This is a genomic window from Kitasatospora sp. NPDC032121 (genome assembly GCF_055580145.1).
On the sequence record NZ_JBVILX010000009.1, the window covers coordinates 133,244 to 160,101 of the forward strand.

The window sequence follows — 26,858 nt, forward strand, 5'->3', positions numbered from 1 at the left end:
CGGTATGCCCAGAACCCCCCTCCCCTCACGACCCGTCCCCCCCCCCCCCTCCCCCCCCCCCCCCCCCCCGCCCCCCCCCTCCCCCCCCCCCCCCCCCCCCCCCCCCCCCGGCCCCGGGCGGCCCGGGGCCGCGCCGGCTCAGTCGAGCGGTTCCGCCTCGCTCGGCAACAGATGTGCCACGCCGACGAGTTCGGCCCGCCCCCCGACGTCCAGCTTGCGGTAGGCCTGGGTGAGGTGCTTCTCGACCGCCCGCGTGCTCACCTCCAGCCTGGTGGCGATCTCCTTGTTGGACACCCCCTGCGCGGCGAGCGCGGCGACCCTCCGCTCGGCCCGGGTCAGCGCGGCCGGCCCCAGGGACTGGGCCAGCTCCAGCAGTTCACGTGCGGCCCGGTCCGCCAGCCGGGAAGCTCCGCAGGCCAGCGCCTGTTCCCGGCCCCGGCGCAGGTGCGCCTCGGCCTCCGCGTGTCCCTGGGCCCGCAGCCGCCGGCCGAGCAGCACGGAGGTCCTGGCCCGCTCCATGCCGTTGACCGCCCCCTCCAGGGTGGCCAGCGAGGCGCGCAGCAGGGCGATGCCGCCCTCGCCCCCGGTCAGTTCGCCCTTGACCCGCTGGGCGCGTCCGATCGGCCCGGGCGCACCCCAGGCCAGCGCCCGCGCCAGTTCCTCGTCGACGAGGTCGTGGGCCCGCGCGCCCTGGCCCGTCTTCAGGTGCAGGTCCGCGGCCCAGGTCCGCCAGGGGACGACCGCGGGGTTGCGCCAGTCGGCCCGTTCGACCGAGCGCCCCCAGTCCAGCACGTACTCCAGCGCGGTCGGCAGGTCGCCGCGGGCCACCGCGCCCGAGGCCCGCACCAGTTGCAGCATCGAGGGGCTGTGGCCGTGGTCGACGCTCTCGCCGTAGGAGGCCAGCAGACGGTCCGCCAGCTCGCCGTCGCCGGTCTCGACGGCGGCCCGGACCACGGCGGCCATCGACTGGATCGGTGCCCAGCGTGCCGCCCCCAGGTCCAGCACCTCGCGGGCCTGCGCCCGGGCCCGCGCGAACAGGCCCCGGGCCAGCAGCAGCTGCGTGAGTTCGAGGCCGATCAGCGCCCGCGGCACCGGAGCCCGCTCGTGGCGGGCCGCCTCCCCGGCGGCCTCCAGCCAGGGGCCGAGGATCTCGATCGACTCCGCCGCGACCAGCGTGTCGGTCAACAGCGGCAGGGCGGTGTGCACATGGGCCGGCGAGGCCGGCTCGTAGCCCAGGATCCGGTTCGCCAGCGGCGCGACCTCCGCCGCCGAGGACCGCTGCGCCACGGTGGCACCGTGCAGCAGGACGGTGACCAGCTCGCGCTCGGCCGCGGTCTGCAGCGGTGGCGTGGGACCGAGGGCGCGCAGCCGCTCGACGGACCCGGCGAGCAGCCCGGGGCCGGCCACCGTCGCGTGCCGCAGCCGTGTCTCGGCCCACAGCGCCGGTTCGGGGTCGGCGCCGGCGCGCGGCCGGTCCCCGGCCAGCTCCTCGGCCGCCGTCGCGACCAGTTCGAGGCTGGACGGCGGGCTGCCGCCGAGCAGCGCGGGAGGGATCCACCGCACCGCCAGGGCCCGCTGCTCGGCCGACGGGAGCAGCAGCAGCGCCTGGACGACGTGGCGCATGGCGGCCGCGGGGTCGAAGGCGCGCTCGATGGCGGCCAGGTCCAGCAGCAGGGCCGCCCGCTCCGGGCCGGTCGGCGGGCCGTCCAGCAGCACGCGCCGCAGGTACCGCGCGGCGTCCTGCGGCGCGGCGCGACGCACCGCCGCCGTCGCGGCGGAGCGCAGGACCTCGGTCGCCCAGTCGTCCTGGCACGAGGTCGTGGCCAGCAGTTGCGCCGCCGCCTGCTCGGCCGGGTAGCCGCCGTCGTGGAGCAGGACGGCGGCGCGACGGCGGCCGTGCTCCTGCTCCACCGGCGTCATCGACTCCTCGACCGTGTCGCGTACGCACCGGTGGACGAAGCGCACCGCCGGGCCGCCGGTCAGCAGTCCGAGGCGGCGCAGTACCCGGACCGCTTCGGACCGGCCGGTCTCGTCGAGCCCCGCCAGCCGCCCCACCAGCTCCGGGTCCGCGTCCTCGCCGAGCACGGCGAGCGCCTTCGCCAGGGACCTGACGGGTGCGGGCTGGGATCCCAGCGCGACGAGCAGCCGCTCGCGCACGGCCGACAGCCGCAGTCCGGCCACCGTCCCGGCCGGGTCGGCGGACGCCCCGCCCGCCTTGACCAGTTCGGCCAGCATCGCGGTCACGAGCATCGGGTTGCCGGCGCAGGCCTCGTGGCAGGCCGCCGCCAGGGCGGGGTCCGCGGGCCCGTCGAGCCGCGCGGCCACCAGCGCCGCCGTGCCCGCCGGGGAGAGCGGCTCCAGCCGCAGCACCCGCGAGGCGCGGTCGGACATCCCGTGGATCCACGGCTCCTCCGCCCGCGGATCCCCCTCCCGGACGGCGACGACGAGCGCGATGCGCAGGTTCGCCAGCCGCTGCGTCAGCCGGCCGAGCCACCGCAGCGAGGCGGCGTCCGCCCACTGGAGGTCGTCCACCAGGATGAGCAGCGGCTCGCGGGCGCTGAAATCGGCGACCGAACACAGGAGTTCCTCGAAGAGCCGGGCGCCGTGGGACGGATCGAGGGCCGCCCCGGGCAGCAGCGGCTCCAGCAGCTGGTCCACCACCCCGAGGTCCAGGTCCCGTTCCAGCAGGGCCCCGCTGGCGCTGAGCACCCGCAGTCCGCGCTGCCGCGCGAGCGGGGGCAGCGCCCGCAGCAGAGCGGTCCGGCCGGTCCCGATCCCCCCGGTGACGACGAGCAGCGAGCCACGGCTCCCCGTGGCCGCCTCCATCGCCGCGGTGAGTGCGTCGAACTCACGCCGCCGGCCGAGCAGGCGCGCCATTTTCGTTCCTTTCGTCGCGCCCCAGCGCCTGGGCCAGCTCCGGACGCCCGGAGATGCCCAACTTGCGGTACGCCTTGGTCAGATGCAGCTCGACGGTGCGCAGGGTCACCGAGAGTTCGGCCGCGATGGTGCGGTTGGCCAGGCCTTCGGCGGCGAGCGCGGCGACGCGCCGCTCGGCGGAGGTCAGGCCGTGTGGGGCCGGCCCGTACGCCGGGCCCGCCGGCGGTCGCGCTCTGCCTGCCGGCGGTGGCTCCGCGGCCCCGGGCGCGGGTGCCGGTCCGGCAGCCGGAGCCGCCCGGCGCCGCGGGCCGGCGCCCGGGGCGATCCCGATCCTCAGCAGCCGGTCGACGGCCCCCGGTCCTGACACCGCCGCCGTGCCCACCGCGACCAGCGCCTGCCGGTACTGCCAGCTCGCGGGTTCACCCGCGCCGAGTCGCCCGGCACCGGAATCAGGACCGGGCAGCAGGACGGGCACCGCCGGCCCCGGCTCCCGCTCGGCGGCTCCCGCGGCGAGCAGGGCCCGCGCGAGCGCGCGCGGCGCGCCCCAGACCAACGCGAGGCGGCGCTCCTCGGCGACCAGTTCGGCGGCCCCGGCGTCGTCCCCGGCCAGCGCGTGGGCCTGTGCGGCCGCCGAACGCCAGGGCAGCAGGCCGGGGTTGGCCACCTGTCGGGCGAGCAGCAGCCGTCCGCACTCGCGCAGGTCGCCCAGCGCCCCGGCGGCGTCGCCGCGAGCCAGCCGCACCCGGCCACGGGCGTAGGCCAGGTAGGCCCGGGCCATGCTGCCCTCGGCCTCCTCCGGCCGCGCCACCGCGGCGGAGCGCTCCGCCCCGGCCAGGTCGCCCCGCTCCAGGCACACCATCGTCTTCAGGGCGACCAGTCCCGGGGCCATCAGCGGATGCCAGCCCCGCACCGGCAGTTCCTCCTCGGCCCGCTCCAACTGGACCGCGGCCTCCTCGGCGTGTCCCTCGCCCAGCAGCGCCAGTGCCTTGATCAGCAGTGCCAGGGCGGCGACGGCGCGGGCGTTGGCGCGGTGCGCGCGTACCAGGACGGCGTCCAGGCCCAGGTGCGCCTCGGCCACGTCCTCGGTGAGGACGAGCGCGTGGCAGGCCGCCACCTGCGCGGTCAGCGACGTCCCGTCCAGGGCCGCGGGCGAGAGTGCGACGCGGGCGCACTCCCGGGTCCGGGCGATGTCCTGCCCGCGCAGGGCCGCCCGCCAGGCGGCGGCCCCCGCCTCGGCGGGTTCGACGGGCCGCCGGGGAAGGGCCGCCACCGCCGGCCGGTGCGGCTCCTGCACCGCCCCGTCCTGGCCGTGCTTGGCGAGCCAGTACAGCGCCCGGAGCGCGGCGCGGTCCCGCTCGCCGAGCTCCGGGCGGTCGCACAGACCGGCGATGAGCGGCACCGCCGAGGTGAAGTCGCCCCGCGCCACCAGCAGGTCGGCGGCGCGCACCCAGGCGGACCCGGCGCTCGCCCCCGCCGGGGCGAGCAGTGCCTGGCGCAGGAAGCGGTCACTGCCCTCCGGCGAACCGGGGAGCGCCAGCACGCTCAGCTCGGTGAGGATCTCCACCCGCGGCCGGGCGCCCACCGGTTCGCGCAGCGCGCGCTGCAGCAGCCGCATCGAGGCCGCCGCGTCGCCGAGGACCCGCAGGCGCTCCGCCTCCCGGCGCAGCACCGCGACCGCCCAGGGCGCACCGATCCCCCTGGCCCCGAGCAGCATCCTGACCACCGCGCCGTCGGGGAGCCCCGCCCGGTTCGCCCACTCGGCCGCGCGGGCGAACAGTTCCTCGCGCCGCTCTGCGCCGAGGCCCGCCAGGGCGGCCTCCGCGGCCCGCGCGGCCCGGAACGCCGGCCGCTCCCCCGGCGTCAACAGGCCTGTCCCGGAAAGGAGTTCCAGGGCCTGCGCCGCACCCACCGCCCGCGGCGGGGCCAGTGCGGCGATCATGTCCAAGGAGCCGTCCGGCCCGCACGCCGCGACCACCCGCAGCACGTCCAGCAGTACCGGGGGCAGGACGGCCAGGGTGCGGACGGCCCGTTCCCGGACCGCTTCCGCCGCGCACGCGCGCATCCTCGCCGCCCGTTCGGGCGCCTCCGGCCGGCCGGGTCGGGCGAGGTCGTCGGCCACCGCGCGCAGCACGCCGGGGTTGCCGTCCACCGCGATCGCCGCGGCCACGGCGAACTCCGGCTCGACCGGCTCCCCGAGGGCTTCGGCCAGCACCTCGCCCACCCCGGCCGCGGACAGCGGGGCGAGGTGGAGGGTGTGGTCGGCGACGGCGTCCGGATCGGCCAGGGGACACAGCTCGATCCGCTCGCCGAGCGCCGGAGGCAGGGCGTCGCTGCGCGAGGTCAGCAGCAGCAGCGGGGCGTCGGCCAGACGGCGTGCCAGCGCCTGGAGGAAGCGCAGCGACTCCTGGTCGGCCCACTGGACGTCGTCGACCACGACCAGCAGCGGCTGGGTGCGGGCCGCCGCGAGGAAGGCCCGGCACAGCCGCCCTGACAGGGTGGCACCCTCCGCCGTGTCGTGGCCCAGCAGTTCCCGTGCCAGCGGCGAGGCCCGCGGCGCGATCGCCGCGTGCAGCCGGGCCGCCACCGTGTGGCGGACCCCCGTCTCCTCCCAGGACGCCTGTGCGCAGGCGACCCGCACCCCGGCCCCGGCGGCGAACTCCTCGGCCCGGCGCAGCAGCGCACTGCGTCCGGCACCGGGTTCGCCCCGCACCTCGACCAGTGCCGAACGGCCTGACCGCAGCCCGGCGAGCAGGTCGCGCAGCAGCCGCTCCTCCCGGTCCCGCTCGACGAGGCGCCCACCCGGCCGGCCCGCATCGGCCGGCATCCGGTGCGCCGCTTCCTCGGTCTTCCCCTTGGCCACTGCCACTGCCAGCCCCTAGCGACTCGGTACGCGGATGTTCCCCGTTTCACTCCTCGGGCTCCGTCTCGGGGCAGCGCCGTCGGACCCGAGCGCCGGTACCAGGTCCGTACGTCCCCGGACGTCGAGCTTCCGGTAGACGTTGGTCAGGTGCATCTCCACCGTCCGGGAGGTGATGAACAGCGTCTCGGCGATCTCCCGGTTGCTGACCCCCGTCCCGGCGAGGGTGGCGATCCGGCGCTCGCTGCGGGTGAGGGAGTCGAGCGGCGAGGCGGCGATCTGCGGCATCCGGCCGCCCGCGGCGGCGAGCAGCCGGCGCGCGGCGGCGCTGAGCAGGTGGTAGCCGCACCGGGTGGCCGTCTCGATCACCTGCCGCAGGTGCCGGCGCGCGCCCGGCAGGTCGCCGCGCAGCAGCAGCTCCCGGCCGAGCCGGTAACGCGCCTCGGCCTGGGCGAGCCGGGCCGGGGAGTGCGCGAGCACCTCCACCGCCTCGGCGAGCAGGTCGGTGCGCGCCGCGCCCCCCTCGGCGATCGCCCCCGCGGCCACCAGGCCGAGCCCGCGGGCGCGCGCGGTGTCCCAGCCGGCCACCGCCTCCTGGGCCTGCGCCACGATGCCGGCCGCCGCCGCGGCACGGCCCTGGCCGGCCAACGTGGTGGCGGCGGCCAGCCACCACGGCGCCAGCAGCGGATTGGCCACCCCGGCTTCCGCCAGGCTCCGGCCGCACCGCAGCCACAGCTCCACCGCACCGTCGAGGTCGCCGATCGCGCGCCGGAGCCTGCCCCTGACGTACAGGTAGTGGTGCCACTCCCAGATCTGCCGTTCCAGGCCGACGGGGCTGATCCGGTCGAGCACGGTGGTGGCCTTGCCCACCTCGCCCCGCGAGAGCAGCACGCTGCCCAGCACGACGGCGGGCATCGCCCAGGTCGCGGCCCGGCCGTCCTGCGACCCGAGGGCGACGGCCGCGCGGGCGTCGGCGTGCGCCCCGGCGAGATCGCCGACGCTGTGCAGGATGTCGGAACGCTGGGCCAGTGCGGACAGGCGCATCCAGGGCTCGTACGTGACGATGCCGTCGGACAGCGGCCGGGTCAGCCCCGCGAGGGCCTCGTCGACCTCGTCCGCCAGGCCGAGGACCATCGAGGAGGCGAGCACCTCCCATCCGGCGGGCGTGGTCTCCTCCACCCGCATCGCCTGCCGGGCCAGCGCCGCGGCCTGCCGGGCCGAGCGGCCGTCCAGCGCGGCGAACACGCTCATGCCGGAGAGCAGTTGGCGCTCGGCCGGGCTGTCGCCCCGGGGCACCGGCCAGCGCCTGACCAGCGTGCCGACCTGTGCCATGGTCGACTTCCCGTTCACAGCGGCCAGCAGCAGGGCGGACTCCAGCGAGGTGCACAGCTCCCGGTCGGCCGGGGCCGGGTCCCCGCCCAGCTGCCGCCGCAGGTCGGCGAGCGTCTCACCGAGCACCCGGACCGCGTGGGGGAGGTCGCGTGAACCGAGGGCGGCCTGCCCGTACTCGATGGCGATCGACGCCCGTTCCCGCACGGCGTCGCTCTCCCGCAGGGCCTGCCGCAGCTGCTCCCGGGCGACGGTCGGTGCCACCCGGGCCGAGGCCCTGGCCAGTTCGATCCGCACGTTCCTGCGCTCGGCCCCGCTGAGCTCGGCGTCCAGTGCCCGGCACAGGTACTGCGCCGCCGCCCGCGCGGTCGCCCCGTCGGGCGCCTGGACAGCCGCCTCGCGCAGCACGGTGAGCATCCACGGCTCCGTCAGCTCGGGCAACAGGGCCAGCTGGTCCGCCACTTCGGTCACCGGGCACCCGGCGTCGTTGAGCACCCGGGCCGCCCGCAGTCGCAGCCGCTCCAGCTCAGGGGCCGGCAGGTCGGCCAGCACCGCCGCCCGCACCGCCTCCGCCATCGGTGCCCCGGCGCCGGAACCGATCAGCTCGACGCGTCGTAACTCCTCCAGCGCCAGGGGCAGTCGGGTGCCGCCGACCCCGCAGAGCGCCCCGAGCAGCTCGGGGTCGGCGCGGCCGAGGACGGCCACCGCCGAGGCCACCTGGCGCACCTGGTACGGCGCGCCGGCCAGCGCCGTACGGACCGATTCGGCGTCGACCGCCTCGCCCAGCGTCCGCAGGCGGTGCAGCCCGCCCCCGTCGGGCCGCACCGAGGCCGCGCCGAGCCTGGTGAGCAGCCGCCCCAGGAGCAGCGGGTTCCCCCCGGAGAGCGACCGGCAGCGCCGCACGAACCGCCCGTCCGGCGGGCCGCCCAGGGCGCGGGCCACCGCCTGACCGGTCTCGGCCTCGGTCAGGGGCCCGAGCTCCATGACGGAGCAGCGGCCCTGGGCCAGGATCTCGGTGAGCATCGTCGTGCCCGGGCCCTCGCACGCGGTGCGCTGGGACAGCAGCACCAGCAGCGGGCGCGAGGCCGCGCGGCGCAACAGGAAGTGCACGCACCGCAGCGACTCATCGTCGCACCACTGCGCGTCGTCCAGGACGAGCGCCAGCGGGCCGGCGGCCAGCAGGTCCACCGCGTGCGCGTAGACCTCGCGCTGGGCGACGAAGGCCGCCGTCGAGGTTCCGGTCCGGGTGAATTCCGGCTCCACGCCGAATAGTTCGCGAACGGACCGGTAACCGTGCCCGTCTTCCTCCCCCTTGATCCCCGGTGCCCGGCCCGTCGAGCGGCGCACCGTCATGCCACCGGCCGACACCCGCCGGGCCACCGCGTCCAGCAGCCCGGTGCGCCCGATACCGGCGGGTCCGCGGACCAGGACCGCCCGTGCTGCGCCCCCGCGCACCTGGTCCGCCAGTTCGAGCAGCCGCGCCAGTTCACCGGCCCGATCGATCCCGCGTTCCCCGGTTCCCCGCCCCATGGCGCTGTGCACGCCCATGACGTCTCCCATCCCCGAAACCCTGCATCCCCGCCCCCGAGTGATAGACGTGATTCGGTCGGCTGCGGCTCACCGGTGGAGCCGGCCATGTCCGATCAGAGCCGATAATAACCTTAGTAAGGCTGTTAACCCTTACCTGCGGTGATGAACAATCAACTTTGCGCTAGCGCGTCCGGAGCCCGCCCGTCCCCCGCAGCCGGGCTCCGGCCAGGCCCGATACCCGGGCGGCGACCGCACCGGATCCGGCGACGTGAACCGCACCACACACGTCCTGCCGGCCACGGAATCCGGCCCGGAGCCACACCGACCGACCATTCCCGGGCGAATCCTCGGCGCCGCGCCACACGCCGAACACACCCGCGCGGCCGAACGCGCTTTCAGCCGAGGTACTCCCTGAGCACGGACCGGTCCCGCCATGCCTCCTGCAAGAGCGTCCCCAGGACCTTGAGGGCATCGGCGTCCTCGCCGAAGGCGCAGAACATGCCGGCCTCGGAGTCGAACTCGAGGCCGCCGTCGAGTCGGCCGGCCGGTTGCGGAGCGCGGGCCGACAGGGCCGACCTGGCCACGTCCTCCCAGCCGTAGCCGTTGCTGTGCTGCCCGCACTCGGCGAACACGTCCTCGGCGGCGACCAGGTCGCTGTCACCCAGAATCAGGCAGAACGTGCCCGGCTTGTGGTCGAACTCGAAGAACAGCAACGGGGAGAAGGATTCGCGATCGATCATGCGTCGACCGTACGAAGTCCCACCGACAGACCCGGCCCCTACGAGCGGTGCCTTGAACCGCCCTTCCCCGCCGACGGCGGACCACCCTGGTGGGGCAGGTGACGGGAGGGGACGGGGCGTGCGGGAGGTCGGAGATGGTCACAGCGGCGCGTCCGGGGTGCCGGTGCCGGCGGGGTCGGTGGGCAGGGACGAGATGTCGATCGCGAGGTAGCCCGACGGGGTGCCCGCGATGAGCAGCCCGTGGCCCACCGCCAGTGCCTCGACTCCGTCCGCCAGGGACAGCGTCTGCCCGGTCCGGGTGTTCGGGTCCCAGATCCGCACCGTCTTGTCGATGCTGCAGCTGGCCACCCGCGCCGTGCCGTCGGGCGCGTCGAACGCCACCACCGCGCTCACCCAGTGGTCGTGGCAGGTGAGGGGTGCGCCTTCCAGGGCGCCGGTGGCCGGGTTCCAGACCCGCACCGTCCCGTCACCGCCGCCGACGGCCAGGCGCGCAGTGCCGTCGGCCGCGGCGAACACCGCCGCTTTCCGCGCCCCGCTGGTGCTCCCGGTGAGCGGGCCGCGCTCCTGGGCGCAGGTGACCGGGTTCCAGATCCGCACGTTCCCGTCGCCGTCGTCGACGGCCAGGCGCGGCGTGCCGTCGGCCGGGGTGACCACCATCAGCGAATCCACCCCCCTGCCGTTCCCGGTGAGGGGCACGCCCTCCTGGGCGCGGGTGGCGGGGTTCCAGATCCGCACCGTCCCGTCGCCGTCGCCGGCGGCCAGGCGCGGCGTGCCGTCGGGCGCGGTGAACACCGCCATCGCACGCAGCCAGCCGGTGTGGCCGGTGAGGGGCGCGCCTTCCTGCCTACCGGTCGTCAGGTTCCAGAACCGCACCGTCTTGTCGTGGCTGCCGGTGGCCAAACGCGGGGTACCGTCGGGCGCGGTGAACACCGCCACCGCCATCACTCCGTAGATGCCGTCGTCGACGGGTTCGCCGTCCTGGGGGCGGGCGGCCGGGTTCCAGATCCGCACCGAGTGGTCCTCGCCGCCGGTGGCCAGGCGCGGAGTGCCGTCGGCCGCGGTGAACCGGACCACCGCGCTCACCCAGTGGTCGTCGCTGGTGACGGGTACGGCTTCCAGGGCGCCGGTGGCCGGGTTCCAGACCCGCACCGCCCCGTCGTAGCTGCCGGTGGCCACGCGCGGCGTGCCGTCGGCCGCGGTGAGCACCGTCATCGCCGCCACTCCGAAGCTGTGGCCGGTGAGGGTGTCGCCCTCCTGGGCGCCGGTGGCGGGGTTCCAGATCCGCACCGTCCCGTCGCCGCCGCTCGTGGCCACGCGCGCGGTGCCGTCGGCCGCGGTGAACGCCACCACGGCGAGCACGACGCCGGTGTGGCCGGTGAGGGTTCGGCCGTCCTGGGTGCCGGTGGCGGGGTTCCAGATCCGCACCGTCTTGTCGTCGCTGCCCGTGGCCAGCCGCACGGTGCCGTCGGGCGCGGTGAACACCGCCACCGCGTTCACCTCGTCGGTGTGGCCGGTGAGGGTTCGGCCCTCCTGGGCGCGGGTCGCCGGGTCCCAGATCCGCACCGTCCGGTCCGCGCCGCCCGAGGCCAGCCGCGCGGTGCCGTCCGGCGCGGTGAACACCGCCACCGAGGTCACCTCGTCGGTGTGGCCGGTGAGGGGTACTCCGTCCTGGGTTCCGATGGTCGGGTCCCAGATCCGCACCGCCCCGTCGTCGCCGCCCGAGGCCAGCCGCACGGTGCCGTCGTGCGCGGTGAACGCGGCCACCGCACGCACCTTGTCGGTGTGGCCGGTGAGGGAGGGGCCGTCCTGGGCGCGGGTCGCCGGGTCCCAGATCCGCACCGTCCGGTCCGCGCCGGCCGAGGCCAGCCGCGGAGTGCCGTCGGGCGCGGTGAACACCGCCACCGAGGTCACCTTGTCGGTGTGGCCGGTGAGTTGCAGGTGGAGTTGACGTTGCCGGACTTCGCCGACGGTCAGTTCCGGAGGCCATCCGCGCGGGTTGCGGAGAGGTGCTTCGGGCGGGGGCGGGGCGCCTTGGATGTAGCTGGTGCCGAGCCGGCGCCACCAACGCCGCCAGCCGGCCGTACTGCCCGCCGACTGCTCGGTGGCGGCGGTGTCGCGGGCGTGGTGCTGGAGCAGGACGGTTCCGGCGATGGCCGGGGGCAGTTCGTGGGAGGGCAGGCCGTGGTCGAAGGCCGCGGCGGTGATGCTGGTGAGGTCGAGGGCGTCCAGGACCTCGGTGTGGCCGGCGAGGGTGTGGAGTGCCCCGGCGGCGTGGCCCAGGCGGGCGTGGGCGGCGAGGTGGTGGTGGATGTAAGGGCTGACGACCGCGGCCGGCGGGGCGGTGGCGTCCTCCTGCGCGCCCAGGCTCTGCCGGCCGTGCCGGGCGAGGGCGGCGGTGAGGAGGGCATGGCCACGAGCCGTGTCCGGGGCCGCGGTGAAGTGTTCGGTGAAGGTGCGGTGGGCGAGGCGGTAGACGCTCCGCTCGTGTTCGTGGTCGAGGGTGAGGTACGGAGCGGCGTCCCGCAGCAGCTCGGGGATGCCGGCGCCGGTGTCGGTACGGCTGTCGAGGGCGTCGGCGGCGAGGGCGTCGGCGGCAAGGGCGTCGGCGGCAAGGGCCCAGATGCCGTCCTGGGCGGGCAGGCCGCGGCCCTGGGCGAGACCGAGGGCGCGCAGGAGCGGGGCGTAGTCCGGGTTGGTGCGATGGAGCCGCTGGAGGGCGCGGGTGAACAGGTGGCGGTGGGTGCGGCCGATCAGGGGGGTGGGGTCGGTGAGGAGGCCCGGGTCGTTGAGGAGTTCGTGGGCGGCAAGGCGGACGTAGAGGAACTGCTGTGGTTCGGCGCCGTGTTGCCGGTGGTCGGTGACGAGCCGGTGGACGACGTCCTCGATGGTCGTGTCGTCGGCGTCGAGAGCGCCGCGCTGTCTGGCGGCGGCGAGCTTGGCGCGCAGGTATCCGGCGAGGGCCTTCGGGTCCTGCTTCACCTCGACGTGTTCGACGTCGGCCCACGGTTCGACGTCGGCCCACGGTCCGGCCTCGCGACGGGTCGGCCGGGGGCGGTCCGACCGGGGGCGGAGCGCGTCGAGGATGTCGGTGTCGGTGGGGGCGGGCTGGTCGGGGCCTTCCTGGGTGGAGCCGCGGGTGCCGATGACGACCCGGACGGCGGGCAGGGCGGCGAGGGGGCGCAGGAGGAGGCCGGCGATGAGCAGCGGCTGCTCGGCTTCGTCGAGGGCGTCGAACAGCAGCGTCAGCCGGGTCGGCCGGGCGCGCAGCCGGGCGACGAGTCGGGCGGCGAGGACGGCGGGTGGCCGGCCGTCGTCGGCCTGCCGGGCGAGGTCGGGCAGGCCGGCGGCTTCGGCGAGGAGCCGGACGGCGCGGGCGAGGCTGAGGCCGGAGAGGTGGGCGACGAGGTCGAACGGGTCGTCCGGGCACGGCACTTCGGCGGGCAGCGCGGTCAGGTGGCCGTGGCGGACGAGGACGTCGCGCAGCCGGGTACGGGTGTGCAGCAGGACGTGGCCGAGGAGGGCCGACTTGCCGGAGCCGGCGGGGCCGGTGACGACGAGGGCGCCACGGGTCGCGGTGGCCAACCAGCGCAGGATGTGGTCGCGTTCCTCGGTGCGGCCGTGGAAGTACCAGGCGAGTTCGCCGAGTTCGGCACCGGACGCCTTGGGGAGGAAGTGGCGCTGCTCGTCGGTGGGCAACCGGTCGATGACGGCCTGGAGTTCGGCGAGCTGGTCCAGCGGCGCGGACACGGAGGTGGCGGCATCGGGGGTGAGCCGCACGAGCCGGTCGCCGGGCACGGCCCGGTCGCCGCGGTAGCCGCCGCGGAGTTCGCGGTTGAGTTCGACGCCCAGTTCGGCGAGGCCGATGTCGGGCTTCCCGCGGAAGGTGACGGTCAGGACGCGGCGGAGGGCGCCGGTGAAGGCGCCGAGTTCGGTGTAGCCCTCGGCCGCGGTGGACAGCAGCAGGTAGCGGCCGGCGTCGCGGTACTTCCTGTCGAGGAGGATCCGGTGCACCTCCTGGGCGAAGTCCCGGGAGAAGCAGGCGTCGATGACGACGATCGCCCAACTGTCCTCGTTGTCGGGGTGGATCTGGCGGCTGCCGATGGCGCGGGCGACCTCCTCCGGGGAGATCCCGTCGTCGATGGGAGCCGGGGTGCGGTGGTGGGCGAGGTGTTCGGCGCTGCCGTGGCCGACCCAGTAGAGCACCGTGTTGCCGCCGCGGGAGGCGGCGGGCCGCTTCCACTCGCCGAGCCGGTCCTCGACGGCCTGCCGGTCCCGTTCGTCCTCGGGGGTGGTCCAGCTGTTGACGCGCGGACCGTAGGGGGCGAGCAGGTCGGCGATCACGCGGACGTGGGCCTCGGTGTCCAGGGCGGGGTGCTGCCGGTAGGCGGTGAAGTTCACCGGGAACAGCTCGATCCCGCCGCCCTCGGGAGGCGGTTCGGTCGGGTTCCGGTCGGTGCCGACGGGTGTGGCCAAGGCGGGATTCCGATTCAGGCGTCGGGCGGGGTCAGGCGTCGGGCGGGGTTTGCGGCTCAGGCGTCGGGCGCGGTCGGGGCGGCGTTTCCGGCTCAGGCGTCGGGCGGGGTTTGCGGCTCAGGCGTCGGGTGGGCTGACGAGGACGAGCTGGGTGATCGGTACGTGGTCCTCGACGTCCAGGGTCACGCGGTACAGGTCGGGCGCGTCCGCGGTGAAGCGGGCGGCGAGGGCGCCGTCCGTGCGGTCGGGGTCGCGGCGGAGGGTGAGGGGGTGGCCGATGCGGCCGGTGGTGGCGCTGCGGACGGTGAGGCTCCCCCTGGCCGGGGTGTCGAGGCCGGTCGCGTGGAGGGTGAGCGGCTGCCCGAACGTCCCGCCGAGCTGCGGGGTCTCCAGGCCCGGCCCGGCGCTGGTACCGGAGAGGCGAGGCCCCTGGGGGCGTTCCAGCGCGATGTTGCGGAGCTGGCGCAGGACGTCGTCGTGGCGCATCAGGGTGCCGTGCTGGCCGAAGACGTAGGTGCGTGCCTCGGTGCCGCCGGCCTGGGCGGACGGCGTGTGGACGGTGCCGTCGCCGCGGGAGTCGCGGCGGGCGGGGATGCCGGTGGCCGGGTCGCGGACGAGTTCGCCGTCCTCGCCGGCGTCGAAGGAGTGGTGCCGTCCGACGGCGACCGCCTGCCCGGCGCGCTGCTGTTCGTCGAGGGTCTGCACGGTGGCCTGCGCCTCGCCGACGATCGCGCGGTGCCCGGGCATCGCGAACGGGTGCTCCCAGCGGCGGGTGTGCTCGTCGAGCGAGCGGGCGGCCAGGTGTTCGTCGCCGCCGAGCCGGGCGACATCGGAGGGGGTGAGGCGGTCGACGTCCAGTCCGCGGTCCAGGCAGCGGTAGTCGGGCAGCAGGTCGTGGACGCCCGGCAGGGTCGCCGCCATCGCCTGCACCTGTCGCAGCAGCCTGGCCGGTTTCGCCCCGGCATGCAGGAGGTTGAGGGTGAGGACGGACTTCACGGAGCCGAGGAACGGGGTCCCGACGGTGACCACCGCCCTGGTGTCGGCCGCGAGTTCGGGGTCCTGCTCCAACGCGGCCCGCACCACCAGCCCGCCCATCGAGTGCGCGGCGAACAGCAGCCGCGGCTGCCGCCCACCGGCGGCCCGCCACTCGGGCCGGGCGGCGACCCGCTCCCGCCAGCCGGTCAGGTGCGCGCGGGCCGCGCGGGCGAGCAACGCCCCGTTGTAGGCGACGGCGAGGCGCCAGTCGTACGGGAACGGCGCCACCGCCTCCGGCGCCAGCGTGACCTCCCGCAGGCTCTTGACCGCCTCGCCGTAGGGGTCCAGGCCCTCCAGGACGGGCAGCCACCACGGCTTCGCCAGCAGCCCGGTCGCCCGAACGCGGGTCAGCGGCGCCCGCCGGAAGGTGTCCGCGTCGGCGGCCCGCTCCGACGCGTCCGCCCGCAGCGCACCGAACAGCCCCTCACCGGCCGACGCACCCGTCAGCATCCCGAGGTCCACACCCCACAGCGGGCGGCCCGTCGCAGCGTCCTCCAGGACGCTGCCCATGATGCCCGGCACCACGACACACGCGTCCGGCGTCCGGTCCTCGAACACCGGCGGCACGCCCGAGTAGGGCACCGCACCGCCGAACCCGCCGTCCCCCAAGCTCCCCATGCCACCCGACGATAGGGGAGCAGGCCCGCCACGCGTGCGGCTTCGTCAAGAACGGCCGCGAGCCGTGGACGACCGCTGCCGGGCGTGCGGAGCCGGTGTAGTGGCTCGTCCCGGTGTCGCAGGCTCCCACAACTGCACCGTGGTTCCGTCCTTCGAAACCGTGTACCAGGCGCCGCCTCCGGCCGCGCGGGCAAGCCCCCGGACGGGGACCGGGTAGGAGAGCCGGCCCGGGGTGGGACCTGTCGTCCGGACCTGTGGCCGGGGTGATCGTCGTCAGTCCGGTTCGGGAAGGTTGACGGCGACGAGTTCGACCTCGAAGCCGTCGGTGTTCTCCAGGTAGGCGGCGTAGCTCTGTTCGCCGCCGGCGTGCGGGTGGCGGTCGGGGAACATCAGGTTCCAGCCGTGCCGCGGCGCCTCGGCGGCCAGTGCCTCCACGGTGTGGTGGTCTTCGACGTGGAACGCCAGATGGTTCAGCCCGGGCCGGCACCGGTCGTGCCGGCCGGCGGTGAGGGCGGGAGACTGCTCGAAGACCAGGTACGTCGCTCCGAGCTTCCAACTGCGGCCGTTGCCCCAGCTCTGGAAGAGCGTGTAGCCCAGGGCCTCCAACAGCCAGCCGAAGGAGACGACGGCCCGCTCCAGGTCCGGCACCCTCCGCCCGCACCCGGCCACCGTCATCGGCCCGAGACGGCCGTCCGGGACGGGCAGGAGGATCTTGCCTGCGAAAGCACCTACCTCTTCGGCGACGCCCAATGCCCGCACTGTGCCGACGTGTTCGACATCGCGGACGAATACGCGTTCGCCAACTGCCCCGGCTCGTGGCGACCCACCGGTCCGCGGTCCACGACGTCCCGGCAGGCCTCCTCCGGTTTCTTCCTCCGATCGCCGGCCCGGTTCTCCCCCACGGCTGTCGTCACAGGCTCAGCAGCAGGTCCCGGACCGCCGCGGGCTGGGACAGGAACGGGTGGTGGCCGGCATCGAGCTCGACGACGAGGCCGGCGCGGCGGGCGAACTCGCGTTGCAGCCGCGGCGGGGTGCCCCGGTCCTGAGCGCAGACGAGGTAGGTGGAGGGCAGTTGCCGCCATGCGGCCGCGCCGACCTGCTGCCCCGTCACCTGGAGACTCTGCCGGGCGAGGTGGTCGGCCGCCTGCGCCTGGACCTCCGGGTCGCAGTCCTGCAGGAAGGTGCCCGCGAGCGACTCCGGGCGGACCCCGAACGTGCCGCTGTCGGGGTCGACGTCGAGGAAGGGGGCGGGGCGGCCGTCGCCGAACTGCGACAGGCTCTGCCCGACCTCGGGCAGGTAGCTGGAGACCAGCAGCAGGTGGCGCACCGACCCGACTCCCGCGGCGGCTTCGGCGGTGACGATACCGCCGTAGCTGTGGGCGACCACGACGGTCGGCTCGTCGCTCGCCCTCAGCATCTCCCGCACCGCGGCGACGTCCTCCGGGAGACCCGGCCCGCCGAGGCCGCCGGGCACGCCCGTCTCGCCGCAGCTGGGCAGCGCCGGGGCCGCACTGGGCACCCCCCGTTCCCGCAGCAGCTCGGCGGTGCGGTGCCACCACCACGACCCGTCCCGAACGCACGCCCCGTGCACGAACACGACTCTCATCGCCACCTCCAGGTCGGCCTCGACAGATCACGTTCACCACCCGGGGCGGCGGATGCCGCACGACGCGCCGGTGGCGACCGGACCCGCTCGCCGCGGCACGTCGGCTTCCTCATCGAGTGCGCTCGGGGCTCCGTTCAGCGGCCCCGGGAACGCGCAAGTTGCGATCACCCACACGGGGCAACAGGCTGAAAGCGGAAGCAGGACGGGTGTCGATCCCCGCCGTGCTCGCCGCACACGGTGCGGGCAGGGGGCACGCGGTGCGGGCCGGGGATGCGACCACGAACGGCTCGTCCCGGATCGGCCCCGCCGTTCGGCACCGAGCCCGGCTCGGCCACTCGGTTACCCGGTTACTCGGTTGCTCGGTTGCTCGACCACTCGCCTACTCGGCCACTCGGTTACCCGGCCACCCGGCCGCTTGCGCCGCGACGACGCCCCCGTACCGGGGCCGGTGCCGCGGTGGACGCGGATGAGGTTTTCCCATGCCCACACCCACACCCTTCACCCTGCGCGGCCTTCGTCGAGGGCGTCTGCCGCATTCCTTCCGGGCGGGCGCGCCGGCCACGGCTCTCCCCGGGGTCGTCACCGAGTACGCCCTGTCCACCCCGGGTAGCTCCCCCTACCCCTGGGACCTGACGGTCGGGCCGGACGGCAACTTGTGGTTCACCGAGTACGACCGGGGGTTGGTCGGACGGATCACCCCGGGTGGGGCCGTCACCGAGTATCCCCTGCCCACCGCGAACGGCGGGCCGACGGGGATCACCGCCGGCCCGGACGGGAACCTGTGGTTCACCGAGTACGACAGCGGCATGATCGGGCGGATCACCCCGGCCGGCGCCGTCACCGAGTACCGCGTCCCCAGCCCGAACAGCTTCCCGTGGGGCATCACGGCCGGGCCGGACGGCAACCTGTGGTTCACGGAGTACAACAAGGGTGTGATCGGGTAGATCGCCCCGGACGGGTCCATCACCGAACACCCGCTGACCGACGCGGGCAGCGGCCCGACGGGCATCACGGCCGGTCCGGACGGCAGCCTGTGGTTCACCGAGTCCACCGGCAACCGGATCGGACGGATCACCACCAGCGGGACCATCACGGAACACCCCGTCCCCACCTCGGACAGCTCCCCGTGGGACATCACGGCCGGGCCGGACGGCAACCTGTGGTTCGTCGAGGGCGCCGGGAATCGGATCGGACGGATCACCCTGGGCGGGGACATCGCCGAGCACCCCGTGCTCACCGCGGGCGGCCAGCCCTCGGGGATCGTGGCGGGGCCGGACGGGAACCTGTGGTTCACCGAGTACCTCAGCGGCAAGATCGGGCGGATCACCCCGGACGGGTCCGTCACCGAATTCCACCTGCCCCCCGCGGACAGCGGGCCGACCGGGATCGTCGTGGGGCCGGACGGCAACCTGTGGTTCAGCGAATACGACAACGGTGTGATCGGGCAGATCACCCCGGGCGGGTCCATCACCGAATACCCCTTGCCCGTACAGAACAGCCATCCGCTCGGGATCGCGGCCGGGCCGGACGGCAACCTGTGGTTCACCGAGTCCACTGGCAGCCGCATCGGACGGATCACTTCGACGGGATCCGTCACCGAGTTCCCGCTGCCCACCCCGGTCAGCCTCCCGTTCGGCATCACGGCCGGGCCCGACGGCAACCTGTGGTTCACCGAGTACTTCGGCGGTGCGGTCGGGCGGATCACCCCGGCCGGGGACATCGCCGAGTTCCGCGTGCCCCGTTCGGATGCCTTCCCGTTCGGCATCACGGCCGGGCCCGACGGCAATCTCTGGTTCACCGAGTACTGGGACGGCACGATCGGGCGCATCACCCCGGCCGGGGACATCGCCGAATTCACCCTGCCCACCGAGGGCGGTCGCCCGCTGGGGATCGTGGCGGGACCGGGCGGAAACCTCTGGTTCACCGACTACTGGAGTGGCACGATCGGGCAGATCACCCCGACGGGATCCGTCACCGAATTCTCCCTGCCGACCCCCGACAGCGGACCGACCGGCATCGCGGCCGCCCCGGACGGAAGCCTGTGGTTCACCGAGTCCAGGGCCGACCGGATCGGGCGGATCACATCGAAGGGGTCCGTCACCGAACACCCACTGCCCAACCCGGGCAGTTCCCCGTACGCCATCGCGTTCGGCTCCGACGGAAACATGTGGTTCACCGAGTCCACGGGCAACCGGATCGGGCGCATCACGTCGACGGGATCCGTCACCGAGTACCCGCTGCCCACCGCGGACGGCCACCCGTACGCCATCGCGTCCGGACCGGACGGGAACCTGTGGTTCGCCGAGTACTTCAGCGGCATGATCGGACAGATCACCTCGGGCGCCGGTCCCGCGCCGGATCCGCTGGAACAGGAGCTCTTCGACCTCGTCAACCGGGCACGGACGCACCCGGAGTTGTACCCCCTTCTCGAACCGGACCCGCAGGGAGAGGCGAAGATGAGCGCCTGCCCCAGCCCCTTCCAGTTCTCCCCGCAGCTCAGGAACACCGCGTACGACCACAGCAGTTACCTGTCCACCGTTCCCAGCGCCCAGGTCCAGCTGGACACGAACATGCATCGGGGGCCCGACGGGAAACTGGTGTGGGACGACGGCGAACCCATGGACCTCGCGGGCTACCACACCTACCGCGGGGAGAACGTCTACTTCCAGCAGGGGCAGCCCGAGCCCGCCCCCAGTCCCGCTCAGGCCGTGGAGTACTGGATGCAGCGGGACTCGACATGGCACTGGGCGCACCGCAACCTCATCCTCAACTGCGCGGCCCTGGAAGCCGGCGTGGGCTACTACCACCAGGCCCGGCCGACGGGCAGCACCGAGTTCCAGCACTACTGGACGCTGGACGTGGGGACGCGCTGAAACGCGCTGATTCGACGCGGCGTCGCCGGGTACGCCACCCCGGTGGCCGTCGGCGTCCCGCTCGCTGCCGGCTCGCAAGACCGGCCGCCCGACGCCGTGGGGCGTCGGGCGGCCGGGACGGTTCGCACGGTTCAGAAGGTTCAGGCGGTTCAGACGGTTCAGAAGGTGAGGTTCCAGGCGTCGATCGTGCCGGTGTCGCCGGCGGCGCCGTCCTTCACCCGGAGCTTCCAGGTGCCGTTCGCCGCGCTCGCGGCGGCGTTGACGGTGTAGGTCTTGGCGACGTTGTCGGTGCTGTCGCTGTCGGCGAGGTCCTCCAGGAGGTAGACCGTGCCGTTCGGGGCGACGAGGGAGAGGACGAGGTCACCGCGGTAGGTGTGCTTGATGTCCACGCCGACCTTGAGCGTCGCGGGCGCGTTGCCGGTGACGCCGGTGACGGTGATCGGGCTCTCCACCGTGGTGTTGTCGGGGATCGCCACGTCGGCGGTGTTCTCGAAGTACGTGCCGGTGGGCGGGGTGGCGCCGCCGACGGCCTTCAGCGCGTCGACCTGGCCCTCGCCGAAGAAGCTGTTGTTGGCATTGGTGCCGGTGCAGCGGCTGTCGGAGGCGGGGCAGGCCAGGTCGTTGGCCTGGCTCGCGAGGCGGGTCCGGATGTCGGCCGGGGTGAGCGTCGGGTCGGCGCTCGCGATCAGCGCGGCGACGCCGGTGACGTGCGGGGAGGCCATCGAAGTGCCGCTCTTGGTACCGTACTTGCCGCCGGGCAGGGTCGAGTAGACGCCGGTGGCGCCGTCGCCGCCGGGCGCAGCGACGTCGATGACGCCCCGGCCGAAGTTGGAGTAGGAGGCCTTGCCGCTGCCGCTGCCCGTGGCAGCGACGGTCACCACGCCGGGGAGTTCGGTGGGGATGTCGAGGCAGGCGTTGCTGATGGTCCGGGTGGTCGGGGTGGAGTCGTTCGGGCTCGCGGTGTCGGTGGTCTTGTTGGCCAGGTCGTAGTTGGAGTTGCCGGCCGCCGCGACCTGCAGCGAGCCCTTGCCCTCGGCGTACTCCTGGGCGCGCTTGACGCCCTCGATGAGGGCCGCCTGGTCGAGGTCGTTCGGGCAGTTGAACTGCCACGGGTCGGTGTAGTAGCTGTTGTTGGTGACCTTGAAGCCGTGGTCACCGGCCCAGACGAAGCCGCAGACGGTGTTCTCGGCGAAGAAGAGGGTGCTGGTCGGCTCGGCGATCCGGACCGAGGCGATCTTCACGCCCGGCGCGACGCCGATGACGCCCTTGCCGTTCTTCGCGGCCGCGATGGTGCCGGCGACGTGGGTGCCGTGGGTGTCCACGTCGCGCCAGGCGCCGCTGCGGGTGTCGGGCTTGCCGTAGGCGCAGGAGACCGAGTCGGCGGCGTCGAAGTTCGGCGCGAGGTCCTGGTGCTGGTCGTCCACGCCGGTGTCGAGCACGCCGACCTTGACGGACGGCGAGCCGGTGGTGACGTTCCAGGCCTGGTCGGCCTTGATCTGGGTCATGTCCCAGCGGTTGGACTCGGTGAGCGTGGTGACCGCCTGGGCGGGGTTGGCGGGCAGGGCCGGGCTGTAGGCATCGGCCGGCACGTCGGAGGTACGGGTCGCGCCGACCTGCTGGATGCCGGTGACGGTCCGCAGCGCGGCGGCGAAGCCGGTGCTGGTGGAGTGGGCGACGATGACGCCGATCTGGTCGTAACTCGAGAAGACCGTACCGCCCTTGGCCGCGACGGCGGCCTTGGCGGCGGCGACGTCGGCCGGGGCGCTGATCACCAGGTAGGCGCGGGTGCCGGCGGCCCAACCGGCCGCGGTGCCCGCGACGGCGGGGGCCTGGGCGCCGGGGGCCTGGGCGGCGGACGCTTGGGCGGCGTGTGCGGAGACCGCGCCGGGGACGGTGGGGGTGGTGGTCGCGGTGGCGGCGGTAGCGAACGCGGTGGGGGTGGCGAGCGCCATGGCCGAGAGTACGGCGAGGGCCGCGGCCGGGCGGCCGAGCCGCCGGGATATCAGGGGTGACACGTGTCCTCCGATTCGGCCCGTGCGTGAGGGGGATCGCGCGGGATTTGAAGGAAACATGCCAGATTGAACAGGAGTTGGGGAAGACTTTACGCCTGACGACTTTTCACGGAAGCGTTACGTTTTGATGTCATGGCATCCCGGCGCCCCGGGCGGGGCGCTTGCGGCAGCCGGCGGGGATGCTGCGAGCCGGCCACCGGTTCGCCGGCGGTCGGCGAATGCCGGCAGCAGAGCATGACGCGCCCGGACGGCTGCGTCCCGGACGTTCGGGGAACGGCACGAGGGCCTGTGGCCGCGCTTTCGCGCGGGCACAGGCCCTCGTGGGTCACTCCGGTGGTCCCTGTCCGGCCCCCGGGGTGAGGGGAAGCCGATGGGTCGGCTTAGTACCAGTGGTGGGACTGCCAGAAGTTCCAGGCGGCGTTCGGGCTGCCGTAGCGGGTGTTCATGTAGTCCAGCGCCCACTTGATCTGGGTGGACGGGTTGGTCTTCCAGTCGGCGCCGGCGGAGGCCATCTTGGAGGCCGGCAGTGCCTGGCCCAGTCCGTACGAGCCCGAGCTCGGGTTGGTCGCCGTCACGTTCCAGCCCGACTCGTGGGAGATGATCTGGCTGAACGAGGCCAGCTGGTCCGCCGGCACGATCTGGGCGGCGAGGGCCTGCGGGGAGGCGTCCGCGGCCGAAGCGACCGCGGGGACCACGGCGGCGCCCAGGGCGGTCACACCGGCGGCGCCGGCGAGGATCGCGGCAGAGGTACGCATACGGAGCTTGAAAGCGGGCATGTAGAGCAAGACCTCAATCGGGTTGGGCCGAGTCACTCCCCGTTTTTGGACCGTGGCCGGACAGGGGCCGTAACGGTCGCGGGGCGTGGCTTGGCGGTAAGCCGCATCCGGCGGGACAGGTGCCGGTGTGGCTGGCGACGAATGCCAAGTTGCCAGACCGGAACCGGGCCCGCCAAGACCCCCCGGCTACGATGCGCCGTCGTAGCGAGGAGAGCGGCTCCGATTCGAAGGAACGGCCCGTCCGGAGCGATCCACCCTCCCTGACCTGCGCAAACACCACCCACCCCCAGTAAAAACGGGCAAAACGGACATTCCTAGCCGTCGTCGTGCCCCTCATCCGCATGTGAGCGCACTCACCGCCCCGGGCCCGACGGCAGCACCGACCGCCCCACGGCCACCACCCTGAGTCACCGCCGACCGGGCCGTCACTGTGAGCGCGGCCACACCCCGCCAATGCCGGCAACGGCGCCACCGTCGTCGGCCCGCCCAGTCGGTACGGCCCCGCTGCGCTTCCGCCCGTCAGGGGTCCTTGCCAGAGAGGTGCGCACCAACCTCGACCCGAACGGCCCGGCAACGGGGTGCCGCTCCTCGACTGCCACCAGCCCGGCTGATGCCGATCAAGATTGTGTGGCAAACGATCAAGATCGCCTGCCGCGGGACAGGAGTTGTCCAACAACGCGGCGCGGGGCCGTTCGCACCCACCGCGTTTTCCCGAACCGGCCTCGGACGGGGAACGGCTCTGGCATGCTCACCCGAATGCAGTAGGCCCCGGGTAACCGGGGCCTCACACAGAGCAAATACCGGGTCGGGGTGGAGCAGTGCAGTACACGATCAGCGCGACGGCATTCCTGGCGATCATCATCGTCCTGCGGCTCCGGCGCCGCACCGAGGCCCGCAGCCGCGCCGACGAGGCGCTCACCGTCTTCACCGCCGTCACCTTCGGCGTCCTGATCGCCGCCACCTCCTGGGGCCACGCCATCCTCCAGCTCGTCGGCGTCGCCGCCGAAGCCACCCACTGACCGGGCGGCCGGCCGGGCCAGGCCATGGCCGCCGCCCGGCCGCCGTGGTTGCGCGCCGGCCTACCGGCGCAGCCGCGCGGTGTCGAGGGGGCGAGGGGGGAACGGTTCGGTGAGGCGTGGGGCAGGTTCGAGTTCGAGCTGCCTGCGCCTGGCTCACCCCGGCCCGAGCGCCAGGTCGGCCTATGACTCCGCCGTGCTGCGCAGCAGCGGCGCGACCGACAGGACGCCGCTCCGGTGCCGCCCGCCTGGGTCAGCTGAAGACGACCGGCCCGTTCGGCAGTTGGATGGTGTTCGTACACCCCAGTGGTGCCTTGTCGATCGCCTGGCGGGCGAACGCCACGGAGAGATCGGCCATCTTCTGCCGTCCGGGCGGCGGATTGGATGAGCCCGCCGATGTCCGGAGTTCGAGGGCCGCCGTGTAGTACCAGGTGCGGTCCGGACCATCGGGCGTCGTCCTGACCACGCAGGGGAAGCGCACCACGGAGGAGCGCTGACCGGCTTCGCCGTCGGAGAACGGCAGGAAGTCCTTCGCTACCTGCTGTCCTTCGTTGTGGATGCGTGCCGCCTCGGTGGCGGCGCCGACGGCGGTAACGACCAGCCTCTGCTGGTTGTTGCCGATCACCGTGCACGACAGGTAGGCCGGTGTGGACTCTGTAGGCGGTGTGAACGTCGCCTGCACCGTGGCCGTCGAGGTGGAGTGCAGGATCTCGCTGAATCGTTTGTCGTCAAGGGTGCCCTGGCACTCGCCGAGCGGGATTCGAGCTGCCGGTTGTTGAGCGGTGCCCGGGTCCTGGGTCCGCTGCCACAGGAACAGGCCGCCGGCCACGACGACAAGTAGGGCGGCTGTGGCCAGCCGTGATCGACGGACCTTCACCCGTACGCTTCTCCTTTCACGGCAGCCGGTGTTCTCGCCGGCTGCGATTTCCGGTGCCGGGTCGGCGCGCTTCCCGCTGCCGTCGACCCGGAACCGCGACATGTGGGTGTCACTTCTTTCCGTTGGCGGTGCTGTTCGCCCCGGCGCCCACCGCGCCGCCCTGCGCGGCCTGACCGCCGACCCGTGCCGCGAGGTCCTCGATCTGCGCCTGTGTCAGGGATGAGCCCTTCGCGGCGTCCCGGACCGCCTGGGCCGCACTGATCGCGTTGGAGTTCCGGCCCCCGTCCGACTGCTGGCCGGCTTCCGCCTGGGCGGCCGCCGTGGTGTCCTGCTGGACGCTCGCCGTGACCCCTTGCAGGATCTGGTCGACGATGAAGTCCGATGCTTCGGATGCACCGGCCGCACTGGCGACACCTCCGGTGATGCCACCCAGGGTCGTGCTGAAAGCTGTCTTGGCCCAGAATGAGCCGTTCTGAACCGCGTCGTTGAACTCCTTGTCCGAGGCGGCGTGCTGCTTGAACACCGCATCGGCCCGGGCTTCGTTGAGTACGCCGGCCACCGCTCCTCCGGCGTTGGCGGCGTTCTCCACCGGGATGGCGAGCTTCGCGGTGTCGGTCTCACCACCGGCGAAGGTCCCGTGGATCAAAGCCGTGGTGTAGGCCTGCTGGGCGTTGATGACGCTGCCGTAGGCCCCCGGGTCACGACCGATGACGTTCAGCACGGAACGGACGTCAGATGTGCTGAGCCTTGCAGGTTCGCCGTTCACTGGCAGTGTGTGGTCCCACGGTGACATCGCGCGCTGGATGTCACCCATGTAGTCGGCGGTCATGTTCCCCAGGCTCGGTCGTAGGGCCGCCACGGGTGCGCCGGCACCGGACTTGTCGGTGATGCGGGCGAGGCTGCCACCCTCGTCCCGTCCGAACTCCTTCATGACCTTGCTCATGACGTCCGCCTGGTCGACGGTGTGCTTCGTCGGTGTGGAGGGCAGGTCGTCGTACGGGTGCCCGCTTGTCGCGGCCTCCAGAGCGTGCCCGAACGCGGTGGGTCCGCTGGCCAGGGCGCCGGCCACGATGTCCTTGTTCTGGGAGACGGTGTCTCCTCTGAATTCCTTGTCGTGGGCCAGGTAGTGCAGGTAGTCGGCGGGTTTGGGGCTGCCGCCGGGGTTGACCGTGCCGTCGGTGTTGTAGGCGGTGGGCTTGTCGTGGAAGAACTTGGTGGCCGCCTCCGGGCTGTGGGCCAGCGCTTCCATGATTCCCGTCACCGGCTCGAATCCGGCTCCGCCGTCCTGCCCGAGGATGTTGAAGCCCAGCCGTTCGGGGCTCTTACTCAGGAGCGCCGGACTCCAGAACCGCATGGTCGGGTGTGTGTCCTTGGAGTCGAGCTGGAGGACGTGCTCGGCGATCGGGTTCAGGAAGTGCGGATCGTAGTTCCCGGTGCGCAGGATCCCGGCCAGCACCTGGTAGCCCCGTGGGACCCATGGCTTGCCTGCCGTTGTCTCCGGTGTCTCCCAGAGCGGCTCGGCTCCGGCCTTGCGCAGGTCGGCCGCCCACTGGTCCGACAGGTGTGGCTGGTTGGAACTGCGTGTGGCGGTGGCCAGCGCGGTCCCGAGGTTCTTCTGCAACTCCTGGTACTGCTTCCAGCGGGCGTCGCTCGCGCCCGCGACACTGTTGTCGTCGCCGACCATGCTGTTCCAGAACACCAGGAGCCCCTTGGGGCCGATGTCCTGGTAGAACCTGGTCGTGAACTGCGCGTCGGCCGCGTGCGCGTGCAGCAGGCTGTTGAGCTCGACGAGTTCCGCGTCCGACAGCTTGTTTCCCTTGGCGGCCAGCTGGACCGCCCGCTTGGCGTCCGCTTCCGCGCCGCCGCCGACGGCCTGTGCGTTGAAGGATCCGTCCTTGTCCGTGGAGGCGTCGGCGCGCAGGGCGAAACAGGCCCGCTCGTCCGCCTCCGAGGCGTCGCGAAGAACCGCGTCCATCCTGGCTCGGATATCGCCGGCCTTCGACCGGTACTTCTCGTGGTACGCGGCCGCCGCCTGTGGATCCTGCCGGATCGCCTTGTCGGGATCCGGCCAGCTGACCGTACCGTCGGCACTGACGGTGAGTCCCGCCGCGACCGCTTCGGTGACCAGCGCGTTCGCCGTGTCCTTGGCGGCCTGGATCTCGGTCGCCGCCTGCCGCAGCACGGACGCCAGCGCGGCCGCTTCCACCGCGGCCGCGTCCAGCTGATCGTTACCGCGCTG

Annotated in this window: 15 protein-coding genes; 3 read left to right on the forward strand and 12 right to left on the reverse strand. The window is 73.8% G+C overall.

Annotated features, from left to right (window positions below; all coding sequences use genetic code 11):
- Positions 1 to 138: 138 nt before the first annotated feature.
- The 8 genes from ACZ5OX_RS22930 to ACZ5OX_RS22965 all read right to left on the reverse strand — a co-directional run bounded on the left by ACZ5OX_RS22930 (position 139) and on the right by ACZ5OX_RS22965 (position 17,065).
- Entirely contained in the window at positions 139 to 2,877 is a 2,739-nt protein-coding gene (locus tag ACZ5OX_RS22930; protein ID WP_465632479.1) for an ATP-binding protein, read from the reverse strand.
- Positions 2,849 to 5,743, reverse strand: a complete 2,895-nt coding sequence (locus tag ACZ5OX_RS22935) for an AAA family ATPase (protein ID WP_465632481.1) — start codon at positions 5,741 to 5,743, stop codon at positions 2,849 to 2,851. The genes ACZ5OX_RS22930 and ACZ5OX_RS22935 overlap by 29 nt, the downstream gene beginning before the upstream one ends.
- A 9-nt stretch (positions 5,744 to 5,752) precedes the next feature.
- Positions 5,753 to 8,623, reverse strand: a complete 2,871-nt coding sequence (locus tag ACZ5OX_RS22940) for a helix-turn-helix transcriptional regulator (RefSeq protein ID WP_465632483.1) — start codon at positions 8,621 to 8,623, stop codon at positions 5,753 to 5,755.
- A gap of 365 nt (positions 8,624 to 8,988) precedes the next feature.
- Positions 8,989 to 9,333, reverse strand: a complete 345-nt coding sequence (locus ACZ5OX_RS22945) for an Imm51 family immunity protein (RefSeq protein ID WP_465632485.1) — start codon at positions 9,331 to 9,333, stop codon at positions 8,989 to 8,991.
- A 138-nt stretch (positions 9,334 to 9,471) separates the two neighbouring features.
- Positions 9,472 to 13,806: a hypothetical protein gene (locus ACZ5OX_RS22950; protein ID WP_465632486.1), complete on the reverse strand. Its 4,335-nt coding sequence runs from the start codon at positions 13,804 to 13,806 to the stop codon at positions 9,472 to 9,474.
- 117 nt (positions 13,807 to 13,923) lie between these two features.
- Positions 13,924 to 15,459: a lipase/acyltransferase domain-containing protein gene (locus tag ACZ5OX_RS22955; protein ID WP_465632488.1), complete on the reverse strand. Its 1,536-nt coding sequence runs from the start codon at positions 15,457 to 15,459 to the stop codon at positions 13,924 to 13,926.
- Positions 15,460 to 15,732: 273 nt separating this feature from the next.
- The gene (locus ACZ5OX_RS22960) at positions 15,733 to 16,134 is read right to left on the reverse strand and encodes a VOC family protein (RefSeq protein ID WP_465632731.1); all 402 of its coding nucleotides are present in this window, start codon (positions 16,132 to 16,134) and stop codon (positions 15,733 to 15,735) included.
- Positions 16,135 to 16,369: 235 nt separating this feature from the next.
- A complete protein-coding gene (locus ACZ5OX_RS22965) occupies positions 16,370 to 17,065 on the reverse strand; it encodes an alpha/beta hydrolase (RefSeq protein ID WP_465632490.1) in 696 nt (231 codons plus the stop codon).
- 479 nt (positions 17,066 to 17,544) lie between these two features.
- Between ACZ5OX_RS22965 and ACZ5OX_RS22970 the strand changes: the two genes are divergently transcribed.
- Both ACZ5OX_RS22970 and ACZ5OX_RS22975 read left to right on the forward strand, forming a co-directional pair.
- On the forward strand, positions 17,545 to 18,009 hold the full coding sequence (locus tag ACZ5OX_RS22970; RefSeq protein ID WP_465632492.1) for a Vgb family protein: 465 nt from the start codon (positions 17,545 to 17,547) through the stop codon (positions 18,007 to 18,009).
- A complete protein-coding gene (locus ACZ5OX_RS22975; RefSeq protein WP_465632732.1) occupies positions 18,010 to 19,938 on the forward strand; it encodes a virginiamycin B lyase family protein in 1,929 nt (642 codons plus the stop codon).
- A 158-nt stretch (positions 19,939 to 20,096) separates the two neighbouring features.
- Here the strand turns inward: ACZ5OX_RS22975 and ACZ5OX_RS22980 are convergent, their stop codons facing one another.
- Together ACZ5OX_RS22980 and ACZ5OX_RS22985 are read right to left on the reverse strand one after the other, a co-directional pair.
- Positions 20,097 to 21,890: a S8 family peptidase gene (locus ACZ5OX_RS22980; protein WP_465632734.1), complete on the reverse strand. Its 1,794-nt coding sequence runs from the start codon at positions 21,888 to 21,890 to the stop codon at positions 20,097 to 20,099.
- 440 nt (positions 21,891 to 22,330) lie between these two features.
- Positions 22,331 to 22,705, reverse strand: coding sequence for an aggregation-promoting factor C-terminal-like domain-containing protein (locus ACZ5OX_RS22985; RefSeq protein WP_465632494.1), 375 nt, complete (start codon positions 22,703 to 22,705; stop codon positions 22,331 to 22,333).
- Between the two features lie 839 nt (positions 22,706 to 23,544).
- Here ACZ5OX_RS22985 and ACZ5OX_RS22990 point away from each other — a divergent pair.
- Positions 23,545 to 23,745, forward strand: a complete 201-nt coding sequence (locus ACZ5OX_RS22990) for a hypothetical protein (RefSeq protein WP_449793472.1) — start codon at positions 23,545 to 23,547, stop codon at positions 23,743 to 23,745.
- Between the two features lie 250 nt (positions 23,746 to 23,995).
- Here the strand turns inward: ACZ5OX_RS22990 and ACZ5OX_RS22995 are convergent, their stop codons facing one another.
- Positions 23,996 to 24,721, reverse strand: coding sequence for a hypothetical protein (locus tag ACZ5OX_RS22995; protein WP_465632496.1), 726 nt, complete (start codon positions 24,719 to 24,721; stop codon positions 23,996 to 23,998).
- Positions 24,722 to 24,728: 7 nt separating this feature from the next.
- Positions 24,729 to 26,825: a hypothetical protein gene (locus ACZ5OX_RS23000; protein ID WP_465632498.1), complete on the reverse strand. Its 2,097-nt coding sequence runs from the start codon at positions 26,823 to 26,825 to the stop codon at positions 24,729 to 24,731.
- Positions 26,826 to 26,858 lie beyond the last annotated feature (33 nt).

Bases quoted from the DNA above. Each gene is read 5' to 3' on its own strand.
- ACZ5OX_RS22930 (WP_465632479.1), bottom strand. From the start codon at position 2,877: ATGGCGCGCCTGCTCGGCCGGCGGCGTGAGTTCGACGCACTCACCGCG.
- ACZ5OX_RS22940 (WP_465632483.1), bottom strand. From the start codon at position 8,623: ATGGGAGACGTCATGGGCGTGCACAGCGCCATGGGGCGGGGAACCGGG.
- ACZ5OX_RS22945 (WP_465632485.1), bottom strand. From the start codon at position 9,333: ATGATCGATCGCGAATCCTTCTCCCCGTTGCTGTTCTTCGAGTTCGAC.
- ACZ5OX_RS22955 (WP_465632488.1), bottom strand. From the start codon at position 15,459: ATGGGGAGCTTGGGGGACGGCGGGTTCGGCGGTGCGGTGCCCTACTCG.
- ACZ5OX_RS22960 (WP_465632731.1), bottom strand. From the start codon at position 16,134: ATGACGGTGGCCGGGTGCGGGCGGAGGGTGCCGGACCTGGAGCGGGCC.
- ACZ5OX_RS22965 (WP_465632490.1), bottom strand. From the start codon at position 17,065: ATGAGAGTCGTGTTCGTGCACGGGGCGTGCGTTCGGGACGGGTCGTGG.
- ACZ5OX_RS22970 (WP_465632492.1), top strand. From the start codon at position 17,545: ATGCCCACACCCACACCCTTCACCCTGCGCGGCCTTCGTCGAGGGCGT.
- ACZ5OX_RS22980 (WP_465632734.1), bottom strand. From the start codon at position 21,890: ATGGCGCTCGCCACCCCCACCGCGTTCGCTACCGCCGCCACCGCGACC.
- ACZ5OX_RS22985 (WP_465632494.1), bottom strand. From the start codon at position 22,705: ATGCGTACCTCTGCCGCGATCCTCGCCGGCGCCGCCGGTGTGACCGCC.
- ACZ5OX_RS22995 (WP_465632496.1), bottom strand. From the start codon at position 24,721: ATGTCGCGGTTCCGGGTCGACGGCAGCGGGAAGCGCGCCGACCCGGCA.